Source organism: Sphingomonas sp. BK069, from assembly GCF_014193405.1.
Classification (GTDB): Bacteria; Pseudomonadota; Alphaproteobacteria; order Sphingomonadales; family Sphingomonadaceae; genus Sphingomonas.
On the sequence record NZ_JACHZH010000016.1, the window covers coordinates 14,775 to 35,230 of the forward strand.

Genomic DNA, 20,456 nt, shown 5'->3' on the forward strand with positions numbered 1-20,456 from the left:
GCAGTGGTCTGGGCTCAGGCGCCTCCGACGGTGAGGATGATGCGGTCTCCGGCCCGTGCAGCCAGGCGTAAAGTTGCGTCCTCGGCACGCAGCGGCACGGCAGCGCCATCGCGCGACGCGGCACGGACACGCCGACCGGTGGGAAGGCGCAGCAGCGTCTCGGCGTCCCTCGCGAAGGTCAGCGCGGCATACACCAGCGCTCCCGAGCTCCAGCGCTGATCGACCGTGACGCCGCCGCGAGCGCGCAGACCACGCACGCTGCCATCTCGCCACGCGGGCGGCAGAGCGGGGAGCAGAGCTATCGCGCCGTCATGACTCTGGACGAGCATCTCGGCGATGGCGGCGGTGATCCCGAAGTTGCCGTCAATCTGGAAAATCGGGCCCTTGTCCGATGGATGCGTGTCGAAAAGGTTGTCGAGCGTGCTGGACTTGAAGAAGGCGTCGACCGAACCCTGACTTCGGGCGGCGTCGCCCATGCGTGCCCAGATGCAGGTCGCCCATGCACGGCTCCAGCCAGTCTGTGCTCCGCCGTTTTCCTCCCGACGTCGCATGGAGGCAGCCGCGGCCCGCGCCCATTCGGGCGTTCGACGGGGGCTGAACTCGTCCCCTGGATAGAGCGGGTAGAGGTGGGAGATGTGCCGGTGTCCCAGCTCGCTCTCGGCGAACTCGCGTGACCATTCCAGCAGCTCGCCGTGCCGCCCCGTCCGATAGAGCTCGAGCCGCCCGCTCAGTTCGCGCAGCCTGGCCGCGAACGCGTGATCCGTCCTCAGCAGCTCCGCCGTGGCGACGCAGTTGGTGAACAGCTCTCGGATCAGTGCAAGGTCCATTGTGCAGCCTGCACTGATCGAGGCCTTCCTGCCGTCAGGTGCGAGGAACTCGTTCTCGGGAGAGATCGACGGCGCTGTCGTCAAACGGCCGTTCGCCGGATCGGCGACCAGCCAGGCTTCGCAGAACTCCGCGCAGCTGCGCATCAATGGCCACGCGCGCTCGCGAAGGAACGTTACATCTCCACCGAAGGCATAGTGCTGCCAGACATGCTGCATCAGCCACGGACCAGCCATCGGCCAATTCGCCCAGACCGGTGTGGCATCACCCTCGCCGACCGGGTTCGCCATCGCCCAGAGATCGCTGTTGTGGTGCAGGCACCAGCCCGGCATCGCGTAATAGCTGGCGGCCACCGCGCGCCCCCGGATCGCCACGCGCTCGATCCAGTCGATCAACGCCGTATGGCAGTCGGCGAGGTTGGCCACCTCGGCCGGCCAGTAGTTCATCTGCGTGTTGATGTTCGTGGTATGATTGCTGCTCCAGGGTGGGCGCAGCTCGGCGTTCCATATGCCCTGGAGGTTGGCCGGCTGCGTTCCGGGCCTGGAAGTCGCAATGAGAAGGTAGCGTCCGAAATGGAAGAGCAGCGCAGCGAGCCCTGGATCAGTGGCGCGCGCGTTTTCCGCACGTCGAGCCGCGACTGTTCCCTCGCGCCCCGAGAGCGTCAGCTCGACTCGGCGATAGAGCGTCTGGTGATCCGCGACATGGCCGGCCAGCAGGGTATCGAACGGCGTTGCACGGGCGGCGTCCAGCGAAGAAACCGCGTTCGCCTCGATTGCCGCGGCTGGCAGATCGGGTGCCTGATCGAAGCGGCGGAACCCGGTTGCCGCCGTGATGCGGATCTCGACGCACGTCGCGCCGCGCACCACGATGGCCTCGCTCGACGCAACGACGCTGCCGCCATCCGCGGCGACATCGGCAGTCGCGACATACATCATGCCCTCGCCGGGCGTATCGTCGTAGCGGATCGGATCGGCTACCTGCTGATAATTCGGTGCGGCGTAGGCCGGTGCCTTCCCGCGCAGTGTAAGGCGGCTACCGCTAGCTTGTGCCGACCCATGAAGCAGCGTGGTTAGGGAAATGTCCGCGTCGATCAAACCGCCGTCGGCGAGCAGCCGCACCAAGATCATCTGCGCCGGGTGCGAGACGAACATCTCGCGCCGATGCCGCACCCCGCCCCGCCGATAGCTGACCTCCGCCATCGCCCGATCGAGGTCCAGCATGCGCGCGTATTCGCTGACTTCACCAGATCCCAACATGGCGATCACCAGATCGCCAAGGGGTGCATAGCTACTGGAATAGGGACCCTGCATGCGCTTGGCATGCTCGTCGGCCAGATGATAATCGCCGCTCATCGCCGCCTGCCGGGTTTTAACCAGCGCTTCGCGAGCGGTAGCGTTGGTGTCGTGGCCAGGCGCGCCTGACCATAAGGTGTCCTCGTTCAGCGATACGACCTCGCGATCGGTGCCACCGCGCACCATCGCCCCCAGTCGACCATTTCCGAGCGGAAAGCCGTCGACCCACCGCGTCGCCGGCGCATCCAGCCAGAGTCGGTGCGAGTCACTAAGAGAATGCTGAGCGCGAGCCGGCAGCGACGCCCAGCCAACAGCCGCGGCGGCGAGTGTACCGCCGGTGAGCACTTCACGTCGCGTTTGGCCGAGTGACATCGCCCCTCCGATCGAACGCCTTCTTCGAGGCTATTCCGGTTCACGATGGTGGCTCATGATTGCTCAAAGGGAAAGCTATTTTTCACCCGCGATGGAGATTCTCACGAATGAAAGTTCCTGCTCCATCAATCTGGTTCTCCCCAGAGCCTTGTACGTGCGGGCGTTACGCCCTGCCCGGCGCCATCTTCCGCTGCGGCTATAGCTTTGACGCGTGCTCTATCCCTCGCGCGGGCGGTCCGCTGCCTCTGGAGTAAAGATTGGCCTCGCTGCTGGAGGACCACTCCCGCCTGCGCCTAGAGCGCCAGTTGAACCATCTTGGCGGAACGCGATGGTCGACGGCGGCTTTGGAGCGGGGACCCAAAGTCGGTCACCAGCCGGTCTTTTGCCTTCTCCTGAAAGCGGTCGTTCGTTCAACTCGGCAGCGGTCTCGACCGACGCGCACCGCACGGATGCTCAGAGCGCGGGGCGGCCGGTCAGATAAGAGGTGACTGGCACGGACCCGCGGCCACTACGACGCATCCCGTGACACCTCGATGGGCGTGCGCCTCCCGGCGAAGATCGGTAAGAGAGGTGCCATCCTGGACGTGGCACCTGAGATCCCGATGATTGCGCCATCTTCGCCGAACCTACCAGCACGGCAGCTCCATCCTCAGGACCCTTGCGCGAGAGATGTTGGTAACGCAGACCGGATGGTCCGTTTTCGGGTCCACGCGCTAGGTCAGACGATAAGAAAATGCTCTTGATAGTCGATCGCAACCTCGAGATCGGCTCTTGCTACTAAGCGAAGGTGAGAACGCCTCGCACGTTCCACTTTTTACTTGATTGCCGGCAACCTTTACTGTTTCGGCGCGTCAATCCATCGACAGCCGAGCTTGCGGCTCTATCAGGAGCGAACCCAATGCCTTTCACGACCGAGAACGCCGCCTGCGCCAAGTGCACCTTCTTCGACACCAATGGCTCGGCTGACCTGGGCCTCTGCCGCTACAATCCGCCGATCAGCCAGCCCTCCGGCGACACCGCCGGTGTGTGGCCGAAGGTCGAGGCTAGCGACTGGTGCGGCCATTTCGAGCCGGCAACCGCCGCTTGAACTAATCGACGATTTTCCTCTGCAGAGAAACGAGGCTGGCTGGGCAGAGCGCCCCGCCAGCCTTTGGTCATTCCAGGGCCATTGACCGCGACCCAAGCGCAAGCTACATGCAAATCACTCGCAGTAGAGGGTGGGCGTGTACGACCTCATCGACCAACGCGTTAGGGATCTACCCGCCTTTGAGCATCGTACGCTGATGCGGCTCAGGCGCTGGGTGCATGCGGTGTCGCAGTCATTGAAGCCGCCTGCCGCCTCGCCTGATGATCCGTTTGGCCGGGCGATGCGATTGCTCGACGAAGGTTCGCGCGATGACCTTCTGATCCTTCGTCCGTGCCATGAGACCGTTGGCGAGAGCGAGGCGATCCTGGTGGCGCTCTGGCGCCTGACTCGCGTCGGCAGCGACGCGCTAGCCCGCGAGCTCGCAGCCAGACTGGTCGGCGCTGTTCGAACCGAACGGCTCGTGTTGGCCATCTCGGCGAGCCTGACGGAGTAGCTCAAACCTCAAGCGTGGAGAGCGGCCTAAGTCTACTCTGTAACGATTTGTATCGGTGCTAGTGACTCGCAAAAGCGAATAGCCTACCTCCGGCGCAGTTTCGGGGGACTAAGACGTGAGAATCTGGCAATTTCTTCTGGCAGCGGGCGCATGGTCCGTCGTCGCAGCCACGGCGCAGGCGGCGGAACACACCGACAACGGCGCGCCAGCGCCGGACGCGCAACGCTCCGACGAGGTGCTGGTCGTCGGCAAGAGCTATGGCCGTGAGGTCGGCAAGACCGTCACCCCGCTCAAGGATACGCCGAACACCGTCAGCGTAATCGAGCGCGACCAGATCGAAGCGCAGAACCTGTTCACGCTCGAGGATGCGCTCACCGTCACCAACGGGATCACCGTGACGGGTATCGGCAGCGAGGATCCGGCGTTCAACTCGCGCGGCTTCGCGATCAACAACTACCTGATCGACGGAGTGCCGACGCAGTCGTTCGGCTTCCCAGGTGTTGTGCCCGACCTCTTCTTCTACGACCGGCTCGAGGTGCTGCGCGGTCCCGCGGGGCTGTTCACCGGCGCTGGTAATCCCGCCGGCAGTATCAACCTGATCCGCAAGCGCCCACTCGAGACGACGCGATTGCAGGCGTCCGCGGGATACGGAAGCTACGAGAACCTGCGCCTCGAGGTGGACGCCTCGACCCGCGTGGGAACGGCGGTCGGGGTGCGCGTCGGTGCGATGGCACAGGATCAGGACCAGTTCTTCGACACCGCGCATCGCAGCCGCTGGGGCGCCTTCGCAGTCGGCGAAGTCGCCGTCGGCGAGCGCACAACCCTGACGGCCGGCGTCTACTATGACCGCTTCAAGCCCGCCATCCAGTCGGGACTGCCAGGCTATGCTGGCGGTGCCGACGGCAGCGAGGGGCGCCTGCTCGACGTGCGCCGCTCCACCTACCTTGGCGCCGATTGGAACCGCTTCGACTCCGAGACCTGGACCGGCTTCGTCGAGCTCGCCCATCGCATCAGCGATCGCTGGACGTTGCGCGCGACCGGGTTGGTCGCCAACGTCGATCGCGTCGACAAATACAGCTACGTTGGCAATGCGGCGATCACGCCCGCCAACGCTGGCCTGACGAACCACATCGCGTTCCTCGGCGACAATGGCCAGCGCACGCGCTCGTTCGACTTCAACGGCGTCGGCACCTTTCCCGCCTTCGGGCGCGAGCAGACGCTGATCCTGGGCGCTGACTATCAGGCGCAGGATTATATCTCCTATTTCGCGCGCATCTCCAATTATGCGCAGATCAACGTATTCGATCCAGTCTACCCGGCCGAGCCGCCGCTCGACCCGCGGGCTGACCTGCCGCCTTATCCGATCCAGGGCACACTCGGCCGGTGTGTCGAGGTGCCGCGTGAGTGCGTTGCCCAGTCGCCGGGAGCTACCCGCACCTACGTTGAACAATACGGCCTCTATGGTCAGCTGCGCCTGTCACCGATCGAACGCGTGACGCTGGTAGGTGGCGGTCGCGCGACCTGGTGGTCGAGCGACGTCGATACGCTCAATCGCTTCACGGGCGCGCCGACCGCACGATCGCAATACGGCTACGAGGCCCGGCTCACGCCCTATGCCGCGGTGCTGTTCGACGCCACGTCGAACCTGAACCTCTACGCCAGCTATGCGGACAGCTTCACGCCGCAGGCGCCACCCGCCAATCGCGCCCGACCCGACGGCCGCTCGGTCGAACCGTTGATCGGCGACCAGTACGAGGTGGGCAGCAAGCTGTCTCTGATGAACGATCGGCTGCTGCTCTCCGTCGCCGGTTATCAGATCCGGCAGACGAACCGGCTGGTCAATCCGCCCGAGCTGCCCGACATCGTGCTGCAGGCCGGCCGTGTCCGCGCACGCGGGATCGAGGCCGAGGCCACCGGCGAGATCCTGCCTGGCTGGCGAATCAACGGCGGGTACAGCTACACCGACACCGAATATCTGGAGGATAACGAACCGCAGTTCGAAGGCATCGCGCTGCTGCCGATCATTCCCAAGCACATGATCAAGGCCTTCACGAACTATGCGCCCGAGAGTGGCCCGCTCGCCGGCGCGAGCATCGGGGGATCGGTCACCTGGTTCTCCTCCACCTACGGCGGCAATCCTGTGCTCTACAACGCGAACGGTTCGGTGCGGAACGTGTCGACGATCGTCCGTCAGGATGCCTATGCCGTGGTCGACCTGCGCGCCGGCTACAAGCTCAGCGAGCAGCTCTCGCTTTCGGTGAACGCGAGCAACCTGCTCGACAAGACCTATTATGCGCGCATCTCCAGCACCGGTCGGGGCAACTTCTACGGCACGCCCCGTACGGTGTTCGGCACCATCCGGTACACCTTCGAGTGACCGCGGGCGACGCGCATGCGCGCGCGCGATGGGCGCGCCGCGGCGACCTGACGCTGCGCGTCATCGCCGCCGTCCCGCTCGGCTACGCCGTCGCAAGTCTCTGGGCCATGGCGCTGGCGCGGCTGCTGCCGGGCACGCGGTCAGGGGCAACCGTCGCCGCCGCGCTCATCGCGCTCGCGCTGTGCGCCGTCGCGGCCATGTGGGCCTTCGCTGCCAGGACAGGCTGGCGCGCGACGTGGACCCTGCTCGCGCTCGGCGCGGTGGCAGGCGCGATAGCTTGGTCCTCGATCCTGACGGGTGGACGCGCATGAGCAAAAGCTTCCGTCAGTCGCAATCCTTCCTGCACACCTGGTCCGGGCTGCTGCTCGGCTGGATCCTGTTCCTCGTGTTCGCGGCCGGCACGATCGCCTTCTGGCGGGAGGGTTTGAACCGGTGGGCGCAACCGGAACTCACGCGGGTCGAGGACCCCGCACGTGTCCTCGCGGGCGCACAGCGCTTCCTCGAGAAGCGCGCGCCTGATGCGAAGAGCTGGCTGATCACGGTCGCGAGCGAGCAGTCGCCGGGAGCTCAGCTGTTCTGGGTGCCCCAGCCGAAGCCAGGAGAAGCCAAGGGTCATGGCCGCCGCGGCGGACGTAGACGCCGGGACAACCGAGCCCTCATCGGTGCCGACGGGCACGTCGCCCATGCCCGCGAGACCCGGGGCGGCGACTTCTTCTACCGCTTCCACTTCGACCTTCACTACATGCCGGTGATCTGGGCGCGCTGGCTGGTGGGGTTCGCCAGCATGATGATGCTGGTGGCCATCCTCACCGGCGTCGTCACCCACAAGAAGATTTTCCGCGACTTTTTCACGTTGCGACGCCATAAGGGGCAACGCTCGTGGCTGGACGGGCACAACGCCACCGCGGTGCTGGCGCTACCCTTCCACCTGATGATCACCTACACCGGTCTGGTCACGCTGATGGCGCTGCTGATGCCATGGGCGGTAGTCGCCAACTATACCGACCAGCGAGGCATCAACGAAGCCTTGTTCCCGACGGCGAGCGAGGGCGTACGCAGCGGCCGCGCCGCGCCGCTGGTCGATCTGATCGGTATCGCGGCCGACGCCGAACGCCGCCTCGGCGCCCCGGTTGCTTTCATCGAGGTGAGCGAACCGGGCGACGCCGCGGCGCGCATCACTGTGAGCCAGAGCCCGAGCGCTATGCTCAACACGCGCACGCCTCGACTGGCCTATGAGGGCGCCACAGGCCGTCTCGTCTGGACGTCGCCGCGACCGAGTGCCGCAGCAGAGACTGCCGGCGTCATGATCGGCCTTCACGCCGGTCGCTTCGCCGGCGATGGTCTGCGGTGGATCTACTTTCTGTGCGGCGTCGCGGGCACGCTGATGGTCGCGAGCGGCCTCGTGTTGTGGACGGTCAAGCGGCGCGAGCGCCTGCCCGATCCGACCCGGCCTCATGTCGGATTCCGCATCGTCGAACGGCTCAACGTCGCGGTGATTGGTGGCTTTCCGCTCGGCGTCACCGCATGGTTCTGGGCGAACCGACTTCTCGCGACTGACCTGCGCGGCCGCGCTGAAAGCGAAATACAAGCCCTGTTCGTTGTGTGGGCCGTCTGCGCATTTATCGCCCTGCTCTGCCGACCTCGCTACGCCTGGAGCGTGCAGTTCGGGCTGACGGGCCTCGCCCTCATCCTGCTGCCCGTCTACAATACGGTGTTCACTGAACGCGGTTTGCTCGCTTCATTGATGAGTGGCGACCAGATGCTTGCGGGCGTCGATGCGACCCTACTTGCCTTCGGGCTTGGCTATCTGGCGCTCGCTCGCCGAGTGGCTAAGGCCCAATCGCCGGCACGTTCCCGCCGAGTTGACCGGAGCCTGTCGTCGACCGTCCAGCTAGCTAAGCCTAAGGAGGTTGTCGCGTGAGCTTCGTTGTCGTCCTGCTGACAGCTGCCGCCTTCCTCCTTCTGGGATTGGCGACCCACGAACACCATCGGCGCCACCTGCCCCTTCCTCTGACACCAGCTTCGCGGAGGCGTGCTCGCGTAGTTGGCTGGCTGCTGCTGGGAGCCGCTCTCCCACTAAGCGTGCTCGATCAAGGACCAATCTTCGGGCCGGTGTTCTGGGTCGCGACGTGCATGTCAGGAGCCGGTTTAGCGTTCGTCCTGCTCAATGTCATACATGCGCCGGATAGCAGGCCAACGAAGCACTAAGCTATCGCCTTTACCCCGTCTAAAAAGCTCGCCTCGTTGCAGCGACCCACAATGCGACATTGGCGACCGCGGGTCCGCGTCTCAATAGCGGACGCCCATTCATGTTTCGGTTGGCTCGCTATCACTGTGAGGACACAAGACTTCTACCATCTATTGGCAGACCTTCCGGGTTTCGCACCGCATCGATGAAAGCGCGCAACGCTGGCGCCATCTGGCGCTGTTGCGGGTAGCACAGGAAATGGCCTGGAAACGGCACCGACCAAGGCTCGAGAAGAGCAACCAGCCCCCCAGCCGCGATTAAATCCTGGACCATATACTCGACCGGGAACGCAATGCCCGCACCGCCGACCGCGGCGCGAATGCTCATCTCCTTATCGTTGACGATCAGCGGGCCATCGACTGTCACCTCGAACCATGCGCCCCTTTCATAGAACTCCCATGCGTAGGGCAATGTCCGGCCCGGCCAGCGCCACCGTATGCAGCTATGGTCGATAAGATCGCGCGGATGTTCCGGCGCGCCGTTGCGCTCGAGATAGGCGGGCGCGGCGACAGCGATCTGGCGCAGCTCGGGGCCTAGCCGCACCGCAACCAGGTCCCGCTCGATCACTTCGCCGATACGGAGCGAGGCATCGAACCCGTCAGCGACCACATCGACCACCGCATCGTCCACGGTAAGATCGAGCACGACGTCGGGATAGGCCGCGGCAAATCCACCCAGCATCGGCGCGATATAACGCTCGGCGGCAGAGCGGAACGCATGCACGCGCACCGTGCCGGCTGGGCGATCGCGTGTCCGCCTCACCTGGCTCAAGGCGCTGCCAAGTTCGGACACTGCCGGGCGTACTCGCCGCAGGAGCATGTCGCCGGCCTCTGTCAGCGCGACACTGCGAGTCGTGCGCACCAGCAGCTGCACGCCAACACGATCTTCGAACCCTCGCACCATCTGGCTGAGTGCGGACGGCGACACGCCGAGCATCTCGGCTGCCCGGCTGAAGCTGAGCAATTCGCCAACGGCAACGAAGGCGCGCAACTGGTTATAGTCGCTGCCCGAGAGTGGCATTTCCACAAACGACCTCCCGATTCTTTAGCCACGCTTATAAGCATAATCAGATCAGCGTGCATTCTGCACCACCCCTGGCTGCGGCATTAGCCCCGTCGAGGAGATTGCACATGAAGACATGGTTCATCACCGGCATTTCGCGAGGCCTGGGATTGGAGCTCGCCAAGGCCGCGCTGGCACGGGGCGATACCGTGATCGGCACCACTCGCGGCGCGCCCCCAGCCTTGGCCGAGGGATCGGGTACGTTGCATGTACTCGCCCTCGACATGGCCGACGCAGCCGGGATCGCGGCAAGCGTCGAACAGGCGTTCGCGATTGGCGGCGCGATCGACGTTATCGTCAACAATGCAGGGTATGGGCTTTTAGGCGCGATCGAAACGGCCACCGACGAGGAAGCCGCCCGGCTATTCGACGTGGACGTGTTCGGTCCATTCCGGGTGATCCGCGCAGCCATGTCGTATCTGCGGGCGCAAGGAAGCGGCCATATCGTCAACATCACGTCGATCGCAGGTCGCGCGCCCGGTCCCGCCTGCGCGCTATACTCCGCTGCCAAATACGCGCTTGAGGGCCTGTCCGCCGCCCTAATTCATGAAGTCGCGCCCTTGGGTATAAAGGTGACCGCAGTCGCTCCCGGCGCGTTTCGTACCGACTTCCTGTCCACACACTCGATCCGCAAGAGCCGTCTGGAAGACGCTGCCTATTCCGGCACGATCGGGCAGGCTTCCGCTGCATTCGACGCGGCGGACGGGCAACAACTCGGCGACCCCGCACGAGCCGCGCAGGTGCTTCTCGAACTCGTCGATTCGAGCCAACCTCCGCTGCATCTGCTGCTTGGCTCAGATGCCCTGAGCCGAGCCCGAGCGAAACTGGATGCAGTCACTGTCGAGATAGATAAATGGGAGTCGATGACGCTCAGCACCGATTTTCCAACGTCGACAAGCTGATCTCAGGGCCGCGCGCGATGGTAGTCTCGCAAGGCTATACGACATGGGCCGTCAGCAACGCGGCTCCATTACATCCGCTCGGATGACCACCAAACATTTGCTCAGCATGATGGCGGGTCGGACCCAACAACGGCCACTCTGGACGTACCGCCCACCTCTCAAATCCAGACGTTCGTTCACCTCGATCTGCAACAATCCTTACAGCGCGAGCGGAAGCAGAAGCTCGACATGGCCGGGAGGCCCGGGCCGTGCGCCGATCTGGCCCCCGTGGAGCAGAACCACCTGACGCGCGAAGCTGAGGCCGATGCCGGTACCCCGTGCCTTGGTCGTGAAGAAGGGGAGGAAGACATCATGGACGAGCGACAGGGGGATACCCGGCCCATCGTCCTGCACCACGAGTCGAACCTGGCCATCCTCCGTCGGCGTAGCCGTCACCGTGATCGACGCCGCCGGCGCGGCCGCCTCGCCCGCGTTCTTGAGCAGGTTGAGCAACACCTGCGACAGCAGTCCGCGGTCACCGCGCAGCGCCGGTAAGGCCGGCGTGACCGTGAGCGCGAGCGTCGCTCCCCCACCCGCGGCACTGGCGCGAAACAGCCGCGCCACCTCGTCGAGCAACTCGACCAAATCGACCGCTTCCGCTGCGATCACCGGCGCCTCACTGAACTGACGGTAGCTGCCGACGAACCGCTCCAGCTCGCCCGCACGCCGCGCCAGCGCCGCGGCTGCGAGCCGCGCGTCGGCGAGATCGGCGCCGTCGTCCGCCATCGCCGCGGCGACGAGCTGCGCGAGCGAGGTCACCGGCGTCAGCGAGTTCATGATCTCATGGGTGAGGACGCGGACGAGATCCACCTGCGCCGCCAGTTCGGCACCGTCGAGTTCGGCCTGGATCACCTTGCACGCGACGATACGCCGCGGCGCGCTGCCAGGCGCCTCCAGCAGGGTCACGTCGATCGCCACCCGCTGCGGCAGGCCACCGAGCGCGAGATGCGCCAGCCGCGTCGGTGCCGGTGCGGTGCGCGCGACCGCATCCGCGAAGTCACGACCGTAGCGCACCAGTGCGTCCGCCGGGCAGGGCCGGTCGCGTCCGAACAGGCGGCGTGCCGCCTTGTTGGTGAAATGAACGCTTCCGTCCTGTTCGACCAGCAGCAGGGCCACCGGGGCGCCATCCACCAGCGCCTCGGCGAAGCGGACCTTGCCGAGCGTGGCGGCGCGCTCATCCCGCAGGCGTGACATCGCGCGATCATAAGCGGCGCCGAGATCGTCGAAATTGGCCCCGCGGCGCGGGCGCGCGAAGGACTGGCTCAGGTCGCCCCGCTCCAGCGCGGCGACGAAGCGCGCCAGCTCGGCGTTGCCCTGATCGATCAGCCGCCACACCGCCGCACCGGCGGCGACGGTGGCGCCGGCGCAGAGCAGCGCAGCGGTCGGCGCGCGCCACCACGCCACCAGCACCGCGGTCACCGTCGCCAGCGCGAGGAACAGCGCGGCGCGTAGCGCGAGGCGCAGCGCGAGCGAGTGGCTAGAGACCGTGCTTCTCCATCCGGCGGTAGAGCGCGCCGCGCGAGAGGCCGAGCGCGGTCGCGGCGAGCGAGATGTTGAAGCCGTTCTTCCGCAGCGCCTCCTCGATGACCTGCCGCTCGACGCGGTCGAGGTTGAGCTCGCCGCCAGTCTCCGACGGAGACGCGGGTGTGGCGGCGGCCGCGGGCGCGCCGCGGGTGAGCGGGAAGTCGACCAGACGATAGCCGTCGCCCTCGGCCAGGATCACGGCGCGCTCGGCGGCGTGCCTTAAGGCGCGGACATTGCCGGGCCAGTCATGCGCCACCAGCTCGGCGAGCACCTCCGCCGGGAGCGCGCGGACCGGCTTGGCGTAGCGCGCGGCATAATCGTCGAGGAAGCGCGCGAGCAGCGGCGCGATGTCGTCGCGCCGCTCGCGCAGCGGCGGCAGCTCGATCTCGACGGTGTTGAGGCGGAACAGGAGGTCCTGGCGGAAGCGCGCCTCGTCGCCCAGCTCCGACAGCGGCAGGTTGGTGGCGGAGACGACGCGCACGTCGATGTCGACCGGCGCGTTGGCGCCGACCGGGGTGACGCGGCGCTGCTCCAGCGCGGTGAGCAATTTGGGCTGGAGGTGGAGCGGCAGGTTGCCGACCTCGTCGAGGAACAGCGTCGATCCGTTTGCCGCGGCCAGCCTCCCCGGCCGGTCGGCACGCGCGTCGGTGAAGGCTCCCTTGACGTGACCAAAGAGCTCGCTGTCGAACAGCGTCTCGGACACCGCGCCCAAATCGACCGTCACCATCGCCGTTTCGGCGCGGCCGGACAGGCGATGCAGCTCGCGCGCGACCAGCTCCTTGCCCGTGCCGTTCTCGCCCAGGATCATCACGTTGGCGTCAGTCGGCGCGGCCTTCTCAATCAGCGAGCGGACGCGCGCCATCGCCGGTGAGTCTCCCAGCAGCGTCGACCCCGTCGCCGCCGCGCCCGCGCTGGCGTCGCGGCGCGAGCGGCCGAGTGCCGCGGCGTTGGCGACGGTGGCGAGCAGCCTGTCGTTGTTCCAGGGTTTGGAGACGAAGTCGGTCGCTCCCTGCTTCATCGCCGCGACGGCAACGGCCACGCTGGTGTGAGCGGTAATCATGACGACCGCGACTTTGGGATCGGCGCGCAGAATCGCACCGAGCCAGCGAAAGCCCTCGCTCCCGTCGGTCGCACCGCGGGCGAAATTGGCGTCGAGCAGGACCGCGTCATACCCCCGTGCGGCGATCATCGCCGGCGTCTCATCGGGCCTGTCGGCGGTGTCGACGCGGCGGAACAGCCGCCCGAGCAGCAACTTGGCCGAGAGCAGGATATCCTCGTCATCGTCGATGACCAGACAGCGATCGAAGCGGGGCGAGTCCATGGAGCTAAGTGCGGGCATGTCCGCCAACAGATCAAGATGCATGCCAAAGAGGAGCGACGAGGCGCAGGGTCGGACCGCGCGGTGCGATTGTCCGCTCGCGGACGCAGGACTGTCCGAGAATGGACACGATTCGGCCAGAGGCGCCCGCGCCATGCGACCCCATCCTCGACGACGAGCAATTGGCACGGTGCCTGCAACGTCTCCCTGCGTCGACGCCAACGCCGACGTGAGAAGGAGAAAGCTCATGATCACCCACGCGCAACACGCCCTCTGCTCGCTGTTGAGCATCGCCGGCGCCGTCACGCTCGTCCTCGCCGCCGCCCCCGCGACGGCGCAGTCGAGCGACGTCGAGCCGATGCGTACCGCCCATGTCAGCTACGCCGACCTCGACCTCGGTCGACCGGCGGGCCGCGCCACCTTCGAGCGCCGTCTCGCCGGCGCGGCCAGCCAGGTCTGTGCCGCCAGCGTGTGGCAGCGCTACGCCGTCGACCCGACGTGCCGCGAGCGTGCGCTGGATCGCGCCCGGCGCGCCGCGGGCATCGTCCGTGACTGATCGCGCGCTCTCGGCGGCCGATGGCGCGCACGCCGAGAGCGGCGCCGGGATGGACCGTCGCGTCACGTCTCGCGGCCGCTGGGCCACGAAGCCATGGCGGCGCGTCGCGCTCGCCACCGGCGCGGTCGCACTGGCCTTCTTGGTCTGGTGGTGGCTGCCGGCTGCGGACTCCGCCAATGTCGCGCTCGCCGACGTGCAGACCGCTGCGGTGCGCCGCGCTCCGTTCGACGACAATGTCCCGACCCGCGCCACCGTCGCACCTCAGCTGATCACCTTGGTGGGCGTGGTGCAGGGCGGCCAGGTTCAGCGTCTGCTGGTCCAGGACGGCGCCACGGTGACCGCCGGTCAGCCGCTCGCGACGCTCGCCAACCCGCAGCTCCGTTTGGATATCCTGACGCGCGAGGCGCAGATCGCGAGCCAGCTCGGGCAGCTCTCCGCAGAGGACCTAAGCCTCGAGCGCGGTCAGCGCGACCGCGACACCCAGGTCGCCGGCGCCGACTATGATCTCATCAAGGCGCGCCGCGACCTGATCATCCGTGAGCAACTCCACCAAGAGGGCTTCCTGTCCGACGCTGGCCTGCGCAGCTACCAGGAGGAGGCGAGCTACCAGCGGCGCCGCTCGCGCCAGCTCCACAGCGCCGAGGGGGCCGAGCGCGGCATCGCCGGCCTGCAGGCGCGTCGCCTCGCGGACACGCGCGCGCGGCTGTCGAGCAATCTCGCGGCGGTGCGCGACGGTATGGACTCGCTGACGCTTCGTGCGCCCGCGACCGGGCGGTTGACCAACTTCACGATCCAGCCCGGCCAGTCGCTCGAGCCGGGTGATCCGGCTGGGCAGGTCGACAGCGAGGGCGCGTGGAAGTTAGTCGCCGACGTCGACCAGTATTTTCTCGGCCGCGTTGCGGTCGGCCAGCGCGCCACCACCGAGGGCGCGGCGCTGAGCGTGAGCAAGGTGCTGCCTGCCGTCACTAACGGTCGCTTCCGCGTCGAGCTGACGTTCCGCTCACCGCCGCGCGGGCTGAACCGCGGCCAGGCGATGGACGCGACGATCGTACTGGGTACACCGCGCGCCACCATCGTCGCGCCCGTAGGCGGCTGGCTCGACAGCGACGGTGGCGCCGTGGCCTACGTGCTCGACGCCCGCGGCCGCCACGCCACCCGGCGCGCCATCCGCATAGGGCGCCGCAACACCGACTCGGTGGAGATTCTCGCCGGCCTCGCGCCGGGCGAGCGGATCGTCACCTCCGACACCGGCGCCTTCAACAAGGCCGCCATCATCAACCTGAGCTAGGGGAATATTCGTGATCGAGCTCCGGGCTATCCAGCGCCGCTACATCTCCGACGAGGTGGAGACCACCGCCCTCGCCGACATCAACCTCTCCGTTCGCGCGGGCGAGTTCGTCGCCATCATGGGGCCGTCCGGCTGCGGCAAGTCGACCCTGCTCAACACGCTCGGCACGGTCGACCGGCCATCGTCCGGGCAGTATTTGTTCGAGGGCCACGACCTGGCGAGAGAGGATGAGACCGCGCTGGCGCAGTTCCGCGCGCGCACGCTCGGCTTCGTGTTCCAGAGCTTCAACCTGATCGACGAGCTGACCATCGCCGAGAACATCGAGCTAGGCCTCGCCTATCGCCGTGACGGTCGCGGCGACCGGCGCCAGCGCGTCGAGGCGGCGATGGACCGGGTCGGCATCTCGCATCGGGCACGCCACTATCCGCATCAGCTCTCGGGCGGTCAGCAGCAGCGCGCCGCCATCGCGCGCGCGGTGGTGGGCGATCCGAAGCTGATCCTCGCCGACGAGCCTACCGGCAACCTCGACACTGAGAACGGCGCGCAGGTAATGGGCATCCTCGATTCGCTGAACCGTGCCGGCGCGACGATAGTCATGGTCACTCATTCGCCAGCGCACGCCGACCTTGTCGGGCGGCGGATCGACATGCTCGACGGGCGCGTGGTCGCCTCGGTCGCGCGGCAGATCTGAGCGCCGACATGGATCGCTTCACGCTCGTCGCCTTCTGGCGCTCGCTCACCCGCCACCGCCTCTACGCCGCGCTCAACATCGGCGGCCTGGCGCTCGGCATCGCGGTGTTCCTCGTGCTCGGCCTCTACGTCCGCTTCGAGACCTCCTACGAGAAGTGGCTGCCGGGCTGGCAGGACCTCTACCTCGTCGGGGGGGCGGGCACCGGCGCACCGGAGGATGCGGCCCATACGCAGAACTCCCCAGTCGCCGCGCTCACCGCGATCCGCGCCGACCTGCCCGGCACGATCGGCACGCGGGTGCAGAGCCGCGACGTCGCGGTGGTCCGAGACGGCATCGGCGTGCGCGAGCGCCTCGCATCGGTCGACCCGGACGTGTTCGCGGTGTTCCGGCTGAGCCCGGTCGCGGGCGCGCTGCCGCCGTCATTTCGCGATCCGAGCCAATTGGTGATCACCGCGCGCACCGCCGCGAAATATTTCGGGTCCCCTACCGCTGCGCTAGGTGGCACGCTGCCGGTGACGAGCCGCGGCCAGCAGACCGATTATCGCGTTGTCGCGGTCGTCCCCGATCTGCCCGACGCGTCCGAGCTGCGCTTCGACCTGATCGCGCCGATGACCTACTCGGAGTCGCCTGCCGATCCCGATTATAAGTCGAACCACCAGTGGAACTACAACAGCGTCGAGACCTTCGTCCGGCTCCCCGGGCGGGAGGCGGCGGAGCGGTTCGCGGTGGCGCTGCCGGCACTGGCGGCGCGCCACGTCACCAACGAGACTCCCGAGGTCCCCGACTATCGTTTCGCCTTCAACGTCCGACCGATCGCGTCGCGCCATTTCGAGGCGCCCGGCTCCAGACTGATGGTGGCGACACTCGGCATCATCGGGTTGCTGACGCTGCTCGTCGCCGTGGTGAACTACATCAACCTGGCCACCGCGCGCGCCGGGCTGCGCGCGCGCGAGGTGGGAATGCGGAAGGTGCTCGGTGCCGATCGCGCTGCCCTAATGCGTCACTATCTCGGCGAGGCAGTGGTCACCGCGCTGGCTGCCGCCGCGCTGGGGCTCGCTCTCGCCGAGCTGGGCGTGCCGCTGATCAACGCGGCGACCGGGCTGACGCTCTCGATCCGCTACGCCGGCGTCGATGGCGTGCTGCTGCCGCTGCTGCTGCTCGCGCTGGTGGTGGGACTGACGGCGGGCCTGTACCCGGCGATCGTGCTAGCGCGCGTCCCTGCCGCCGCGGTGCTAGCCTCGGCGCGCGGCCCGGGCGGCGGCCACGCCGGCGCGCGCGTCCGTGAGGCGCTGGTCGTGTTCCAGTTCGCGGTGACGATCGCGCTGATTGTCGGTACCGCCGTGCTCGTCGCGCAGACGCATCACGTCCGCAGCGCCGACGTCGGCTACGACCGTCAGCAGCTGCTGCTGGTCCGCTCCTACGCCAGCGCCAGCCTCGACGAGGCGCAGCGCACCGACCTGCTGCGCCGCTTCTCCGCACTGCCGGGCGCTCGGTCGGCGGCAGCGGGCACCAGCGTTCCCGGCATCGGCAACTATGTGTCGGCAAACACCTATGCGGTGCCCGGCTTGCCCGGGTACGGGCCCTCGATCGAGTTCTACTCGGTGTCGCAGGGCTATTTCGAGACGCTGCGTGCGCGGCTGCTCGCCGGGCGGCTGCTCGACCCGGCGCGCCCGGCCGACCGCGACCCCGACATCGCGCAGGATGGATCAAACACGAACGCTCCCGCCAACGTGGTGATCAACCGCGCCGCGGCGCGCGCATTCCACTTCGCCTCACCCGCCGACGCGATCGGCCGGACGGTGGGACCCACCGAGGGGCCGCGCACGATCGTCGGCGTGATCGAGAATATGCGGGTCGATTCGGCGCGCCGACCGGTGTCGCCCACGCTCTATCTCTTGTCGGCGCGCACGGTGAAGAACGGCATCGCCGTGATCCGCTTCGACGGCGACACCAAGACCTTTCTCGAGCGCGCCCAGGCCGAGTGGCGCGGAACGGTACCGCGGCTGCCGTTCGACGGCTACACCGCTGTGCAGGCGCTCGACCGGCTCGGCAAGTCCGACCAGCAGATGGCGAACCTGTTTGCGATCGGCGCGATCCTGGCCGTCGCGATCGGATGTGTGGGGTTATGGGGCCTCGCGTCCTTCACCACCGCCCGGCGCACACGTGAGATCGGCGTGCGCAAGACGCTGGGGGCGACCTCGAACGACGTTGCCAAGCTGCTCGTCGGGCAGTTCCTGCGCCCGGTGTTGTTAGCGAATCTGATCGCTTGGCCGCTCGCCTGGGTAGCGATGCGCACGTGGCTCGCTGGGTTCGACGACCACGTCGCCTTGTCCCCGCTGTTCTTCCTTGGCGCGAGCGCGCTGACGTTGGTGATCGCGGTGGTGACGGTGCTGTCGCAGTCGATCCGCGCGAGCCGCGCCACCCCGGCGTGGGCGCTGCGACATGAATAGACGACTGCTGCTCGCGGCCGCGTCGCTGGCGGTCGCCGCCGCGCCTACGCGCGCCGAGACCCTGGCCGAGGCTGTCCGCGCCGCGGCGGCGACCAGCCCGTTGCTCGCCGCGGCGAGGGCACGACAGGACGCCCGCGCCGAACTGCCCGAACAGGCGCGGGCGCTCGGTCGGCTCACCGCCGTCGTCGAGGCGAACGGCGGCTACGACCGCTTCTACGGTGGTGGCAACACCGCCGGTGGCGTGTCCGCCGACTTGCCGATCTGGACCAGTGGGCGGGTTCGCAGCGCGGTACGCGCCGCGAACGCCGACGCGGCCGCCGGTGTGCAAGCGCTGCGCGACGTGGAGGCAAGCGTGCTGATCGACGTAGTCGCCGCCTTCGCCGACCTACTGCTCCAGCAGCAGGCGTTGGCGATCGCGAGCGCGCAGATCACGTTGCTCGATCGGCAAGTTGCTGAAGCAGAGGCGCGCTTCCGGCTGGGGACCGGCACGCAGACCGACGTGATGCAGTTGCGCGCCCAACGTGAGGGGGCGACCGCGACGGAGCTGAGCGCCCGTGCCGCGCTCGCCGCCGCGGAGGCGCAGTACCGCGCCCTGGTCGGACGCGCTCCCGGACGGCTGGAGCAGCCTAGCGCGGCGCTACCCGGCCTGCCCTCCAGTGCGTTGGCGGCGCGTGAGCGCGCCGTTCAGGCCAATCCTGGCGTACTAGCGGCGGCATCAGACGAGCAGGCAGCCCGCGCGCGGGTCGATCAGGCCCGCTCTGAGGGCGCGCCATCGCTCGGCCTCGGCGGCAGCTATGGCTACGGCTTCGCATTCGGGTCGCGCGACGGTGCGCTCCGAGCCGCGAGCGCAGGAGTGACGTTTCGCCTGCCGCTGCTGACTGGCGGCGTCGTGGCATCGCGCGTGCGCGCCGCAGCGGCGGGTGCACGTGCCGCCGGCTATGATCGTGATGCGGCGGAGCGCGAGGCCGTGCGCAACGCCGACACCGCCTGGTCCAACGCTGCCGCGGCTCGCGCGCGTGTCGACGCGGGTGAGCGCGCGGTGGCGGCCGCCACGCGTGCGCTGGAGGGCGTTCGCGCGGAATATTCACTGGGGCTTCGATCCACACTGGACATTCTGATCGCCGATCAGAGCCTGCGCGGTGCGCAGCTCTCGTTGGCCGGCGCACGCAGCGACTTAGTCGTCAATCAGGCCGTGCTCCTGCGCTCCGTAGGCGCCCTCAACGCTGGCATCTTCGGCTAACGGTTACTAGGCCGTGGTTGCCACAACCGCGCACCGTGGGCGCCTCGCAGGGCGACTGTACCCAAAAGCGATCACTCAGGGGCTTCTGCCTGACACCCAATCCCGGCCGCTCGTTCATATCGGTGCCCGGTACATCTGGGTGTCCTCGAAGCGGTCGGGTCGCCTGCTCTGGGGGAAAGGGCTTCCCGGGTTTGCATCGCCTTCAACCACATTCTGGCTTATGCACGTCGGCGATACACGTCGCTGGATCGACGAAGCCTGGCTCACACCTCATCGCTACTACGATGTCTCCTAGATGCTGCTGGCGTTCTGAGGCGTACCGCTCGCCGCTAGGGGGTCGGCGTGGATCTGCGTCACGCCCTGAGGTGCTGCTCAACATCACCAAGATGGAGCGTGACCGCCCGCCCGGGCAGATAGATGGATAGTCTCTGCCGCTCCTCTTCGTTGAAACGAGCGGCTTTGATCAACAGATCCCGGATCGCCGCCCGCCCGACGACCCTGTCGCCGCCAAGCCAGCCACTATCAAGAGCCACCTCAGGAGCTAGGATGAGGAGACCATAAGCGTCAGGTTCGAAGTGCTCGATGATGGCTGTGTCCTTCGTGCGGCTTTGCCGCTTCACTTCAACAATCAAGGATTCTTTTAGTGGATTGAGGGTGTGCACCGGATGGGGCCCTGCCTCGGGAGGATGGGC

17 protein-coding genes are annotated in these 20,456 nt (G+C 67.3%); 12 read left to right on the forward strand and 5 right to left on the reverse strand.

The features are described from left to right. Positions 1 to 14: 14 nt before the first annotated feature. Positions 15 to 2,489, reverse strand: coding sequence for a glycosyl hydrolase family 95 catalytic domain-containing protein (locus FHY02_RS21780; RefSeq protein WP_183926305.1), 2,475 nt, complete (start codon positions 2,487 to 2,489; stop codon positions 15 to 17). Positions 2,490 to 3,387: 898 nt separating this feature from the next. Here FHY02_RS21780 and FHY02_RS21790 point away from each other — a divergent pair. The 6 genes from FHY02_RS21790 to FHY02_RS23505 all read left to right on the forward strand — a co-directional run bounded on the left by FHY02_RS21790 (position 3,388) and on the right by FHY02_RS23505 (position 8,654). After that, entirely contained in the window at positions 3,388 to 3,576 is a 189-nt protein-coding gene (locus FHY02_RS21790; protein ID WP_183926309.1) for a hypothetical protein, read from the forward strand. Positions 3,577 to 3,712: 136 nt separating this feature from the next. Then, positions 3,713 to 4,069, forward strand: coding sequence for a hypothetical protein (locus FHY02_RS21795; RefSeq protein WP_183926311.1), 357 nt, complete (start codon positions 3,713 to 3,715; stop codon positions 4,067 to 4,069). Positions 4,070 to 4,184: 115 nt separating this feature from the next. Beyond that, entirely contained in the window at positions 4,185 to 6,446 is a 2,262-nt protein-coding gene (locus FHY02_RS21800; RefSeq protein ID WP_183926313.1) for a TonB-dependent siderophore receptor, read from the forward strand. Beyond that, a complete protein-coding gene (locus FHY02_RS21805) occupies positions 6,443 to 6,757 on the forward strand; it encodes a hypothetical protein (RefSeq protein WP_183926315.1) in 315 nt (104 codons plus the stop codon). Before FHY02_RS21800 ends, FHY02_RS21805 begins: the two co-directional genes overlap by 4 nt. Beyond that, entirely contained in the window at positions 6,754 to 8,367 is a 1,614-nt protein-coding gene (locus FHY02_RS21810; protein ID WP_183926317.1) for a PepSY domain-containing protein, read from the forward strand. Before FHY02_RS21805 ends, FHY02_RS21810 begins: the two co-directional genes overlap by 4 nt. Beyond that, on the forward strand, positions 8,364 to 8,654 hold the full coding sequence (locus FHY02_RS23505; protein ID WP_183926319.1) for a DUF3325 domain-containing protein: 291 nt from the start codon (positions 8,364 to 8,366) through the stop codon (positions 8,652 to 8,654). The genes FHY02_RS21810 and FHY02_RS23505 overlap by 4 nt, the downstream gene beginning before the upstream one ends. 121 nt (positions 8,655 to 8,775) lie before the next feature. Here the strand turns inward: FHY02_RS23505 and FHY02_RS21820 are convergent, their stop codons facing one another. Beyond that, positions 8,776 to 9,714 carry a LysR family transcriptional regulator gene (locus FHY02_RS21820; protein WP_183926363.1) on the reverse strand — a complete coding sequence of 313 codons (939 nt, stop codon included), beginning with the start codon at positions 9,712 to 9,714 and terminating at the stop codon, positions 8,776 to 8,778. A 110-nt stretch (positions 9,715 to 9,824) separates the two neighbouring features. Between FHY02_RS21820 and FHY02_RS21825 the strand changes: the two genes are divergently transcribed. Next, positions 9,825 to 10,658, forward strand: a complete 834-nt coding sequence (locus FHY02_RS21825) for an SDR family NAD(P)-dependent oxidoreductase (RefSeq protein WP_183926321.1) — start codon at positions 9,825 to 9,827, stop codon at positions 10,656 to 10,658. Between the two features lie 198 nt (positions 10,659 to 10,856). On the opposite strand, the gene FHY02_RS23400 is transcribed toward FHY02_RS21825, so the two are convergent. Next, positions 10,857 to 12,116 (reverse strand): ATP-binding protein, encoded by a 1,260-nt coding sequence (locus FHY02_RS23400; protein WP_183926323.1) that lies wholly within the window; start codon positions 12,114 to 12,116, stop codon positions 10,857 to 10,859. 58 nt (positions 12,117 to 12,174) lie between these two features. Continuing rightward, positions 12,175 to 13,542 (reverse strand): sigma-54 dependent transcriptional regulator, encoded by a 1,368-nt coding sequence (locus FHY02_RS21835; protein WP_183926325.1) that lies wholly within the window; start codon positions 13,540 to 13,542, stop codon positions 12,175 to 12,177. A 244-nt stretch (positions 13,543 to 13,786) separates the two neighbouring features. Between FHY02_RS21835 and FHY02_RS21840 the strand changes: the two genes are divergently transcribed. The 5 genes from FHY02_RS21840 to FHY02_RS21860 are packed head-to-tail and all read left to right on the forward strand — an operon-like array spanning position 13,787 to position 19,764. Continuing rightward, positions 13,787 to 14,095: a UrcA family protein gene (locus FHY02_RS21840; protein WP_183926327.1), complete on the forward strand. Its 309-nt coding sequence runs from the start codon at positions 13,787 to 13,789 to the stop codon at positions 14,093 to 14,095. Next, complete coding sequence (locus tag FHY02_RS21845) at positions 14,088 to 15,383, forward strand: HlyD family efflux transporter periplasmic adaptor subunit (protein WP_311731911.1); 1,296 nt, start codon at positions 14,088 to 14,090, stop codon at positions 15,381 to 15,383. Before FHY02_RS21840 ends, FHY02_RS21845 begins: the two co-directional genes overlap by 8 nt. A gap of 10 nt (positions 15,384 to 15,393) precedes the next feature. Beyond that, a complete protein-coding gene (locus FHY02_RS21850) occupies positions 15,394 to 16,074 on the forward strand; it encodes an ABC transporter ATP-binding protein (protein WP_183926329.1) in 681 nt (226 codons plus the stop codon). A gap of 8 nt (positions 16,075 to 16,082) precedes the next feature. Beyond that, positions 16,083 to 18,524 (forward strand): FtsX-like permease family protein, encoded by a 2,442-nt coding sequence (locus FHY02_RS21855; RefSeq protein WP_183926331.1) that lies wholly within the window; start codon positions 16,083 to 16,085, stop codon positions 18,522 to 18,524. Then, positions 18,517 to 19,764 carry a TolC family outer membrane protein gene (locus FHY02_RS21860; RefSeq protein WP_183926333.1) on the forward strand — a complete coding sequence of 416 codons (1,248 nt, stop codon included), beginning with the start codon at positions 18,517 to 18,519 and terminating at the stop codon, positions 19,762 to 19,764. Before FHY02_RS21855 ends, FHY02_RS21860 begins: the two co-directional genes overlap by 8 nt. Before the next feature lie 353 nt (positions 19,765 to 20,117). Here FHY02_RS21860 and FHY02_RS21865 read toward each other — a convergent pair whose 3' ends face one another. Next, on the reverse strand, positions 20,118 to 20,426 hold the full coding sequence (locus FHY02_RS21865; RefSeq protein WP_183926335.1) for a hypothetical protein: 309 nt from the start codon (positions 20,424 to 20,426) through the stop codon (positions 20,118 to 20,120). Positions 20,427 to 20,456 lie beyond the last annotated feature (30 nt).

Coding starts and splice junctions, on each gene's coding strand:
- FHY02_RS21835 (WP_183926325.1), bottom strand. CDS start 13,542: ATGGACTCGCCCCGCTTCGATCGCTGTCTGGTCATCGACGATGACGAG.
- FHY02_RS21790 (WP_183926309.1), top strand. CDS start 3,388: ATGCCTTTCACGACCGAGAACGCCGCCTGCGCCAAGTGCACCTTCTTC.
- FHY02_RS21820 (WP_183926363.1), bottom strand. CDS start 9,714: ATGCCACTCTCGGGCAGCGACTATAACCAGTTGCGCGCCTTCGTTGCC.
- FHY02_RS21825 (WP_183926321.1), top strand. CDS start 9,825: ATGAAGACATGGTTCATCACCGGCATTTCGCGAGGCCTGGGATTGGAG.
- FHY02_RS21855 (WP_183926331.1), top strand. CDS start 16,083: ATGGATCGCTTCACGCTCGTCGCCTTCTGGCGCTCGCTCACCCGCCAC.
- FHY02_RS21810 (WP_183926317.1), top strand. CDS start 6,754: ATGAGCAAAAGCTTCCGTCAGTCGCAATCCTTCCTGCACACCTGGTCC.
- FHY02_RS21840 (WP_183926327.1), top strand. CDS start 13,787: ATGATCACCCACGCGCAACACGCCCTCTGCTCGCTGTTGAGCATCGCC.
- FHY02_RS21780 (WP_183926305.1), bottom strand. CDS start 2,489: ATGTCACTCGGCCAAACGCGACGTGAAGTGCTCACCGGCGGTACACTC.
- FHY02_RS21860 (WP_183926333.1), top strand. CDS start 18,517: ATGAATAGACGACTGCTGCTCGCGGCCGCGTCGCTGGCGGTCGCCGCC.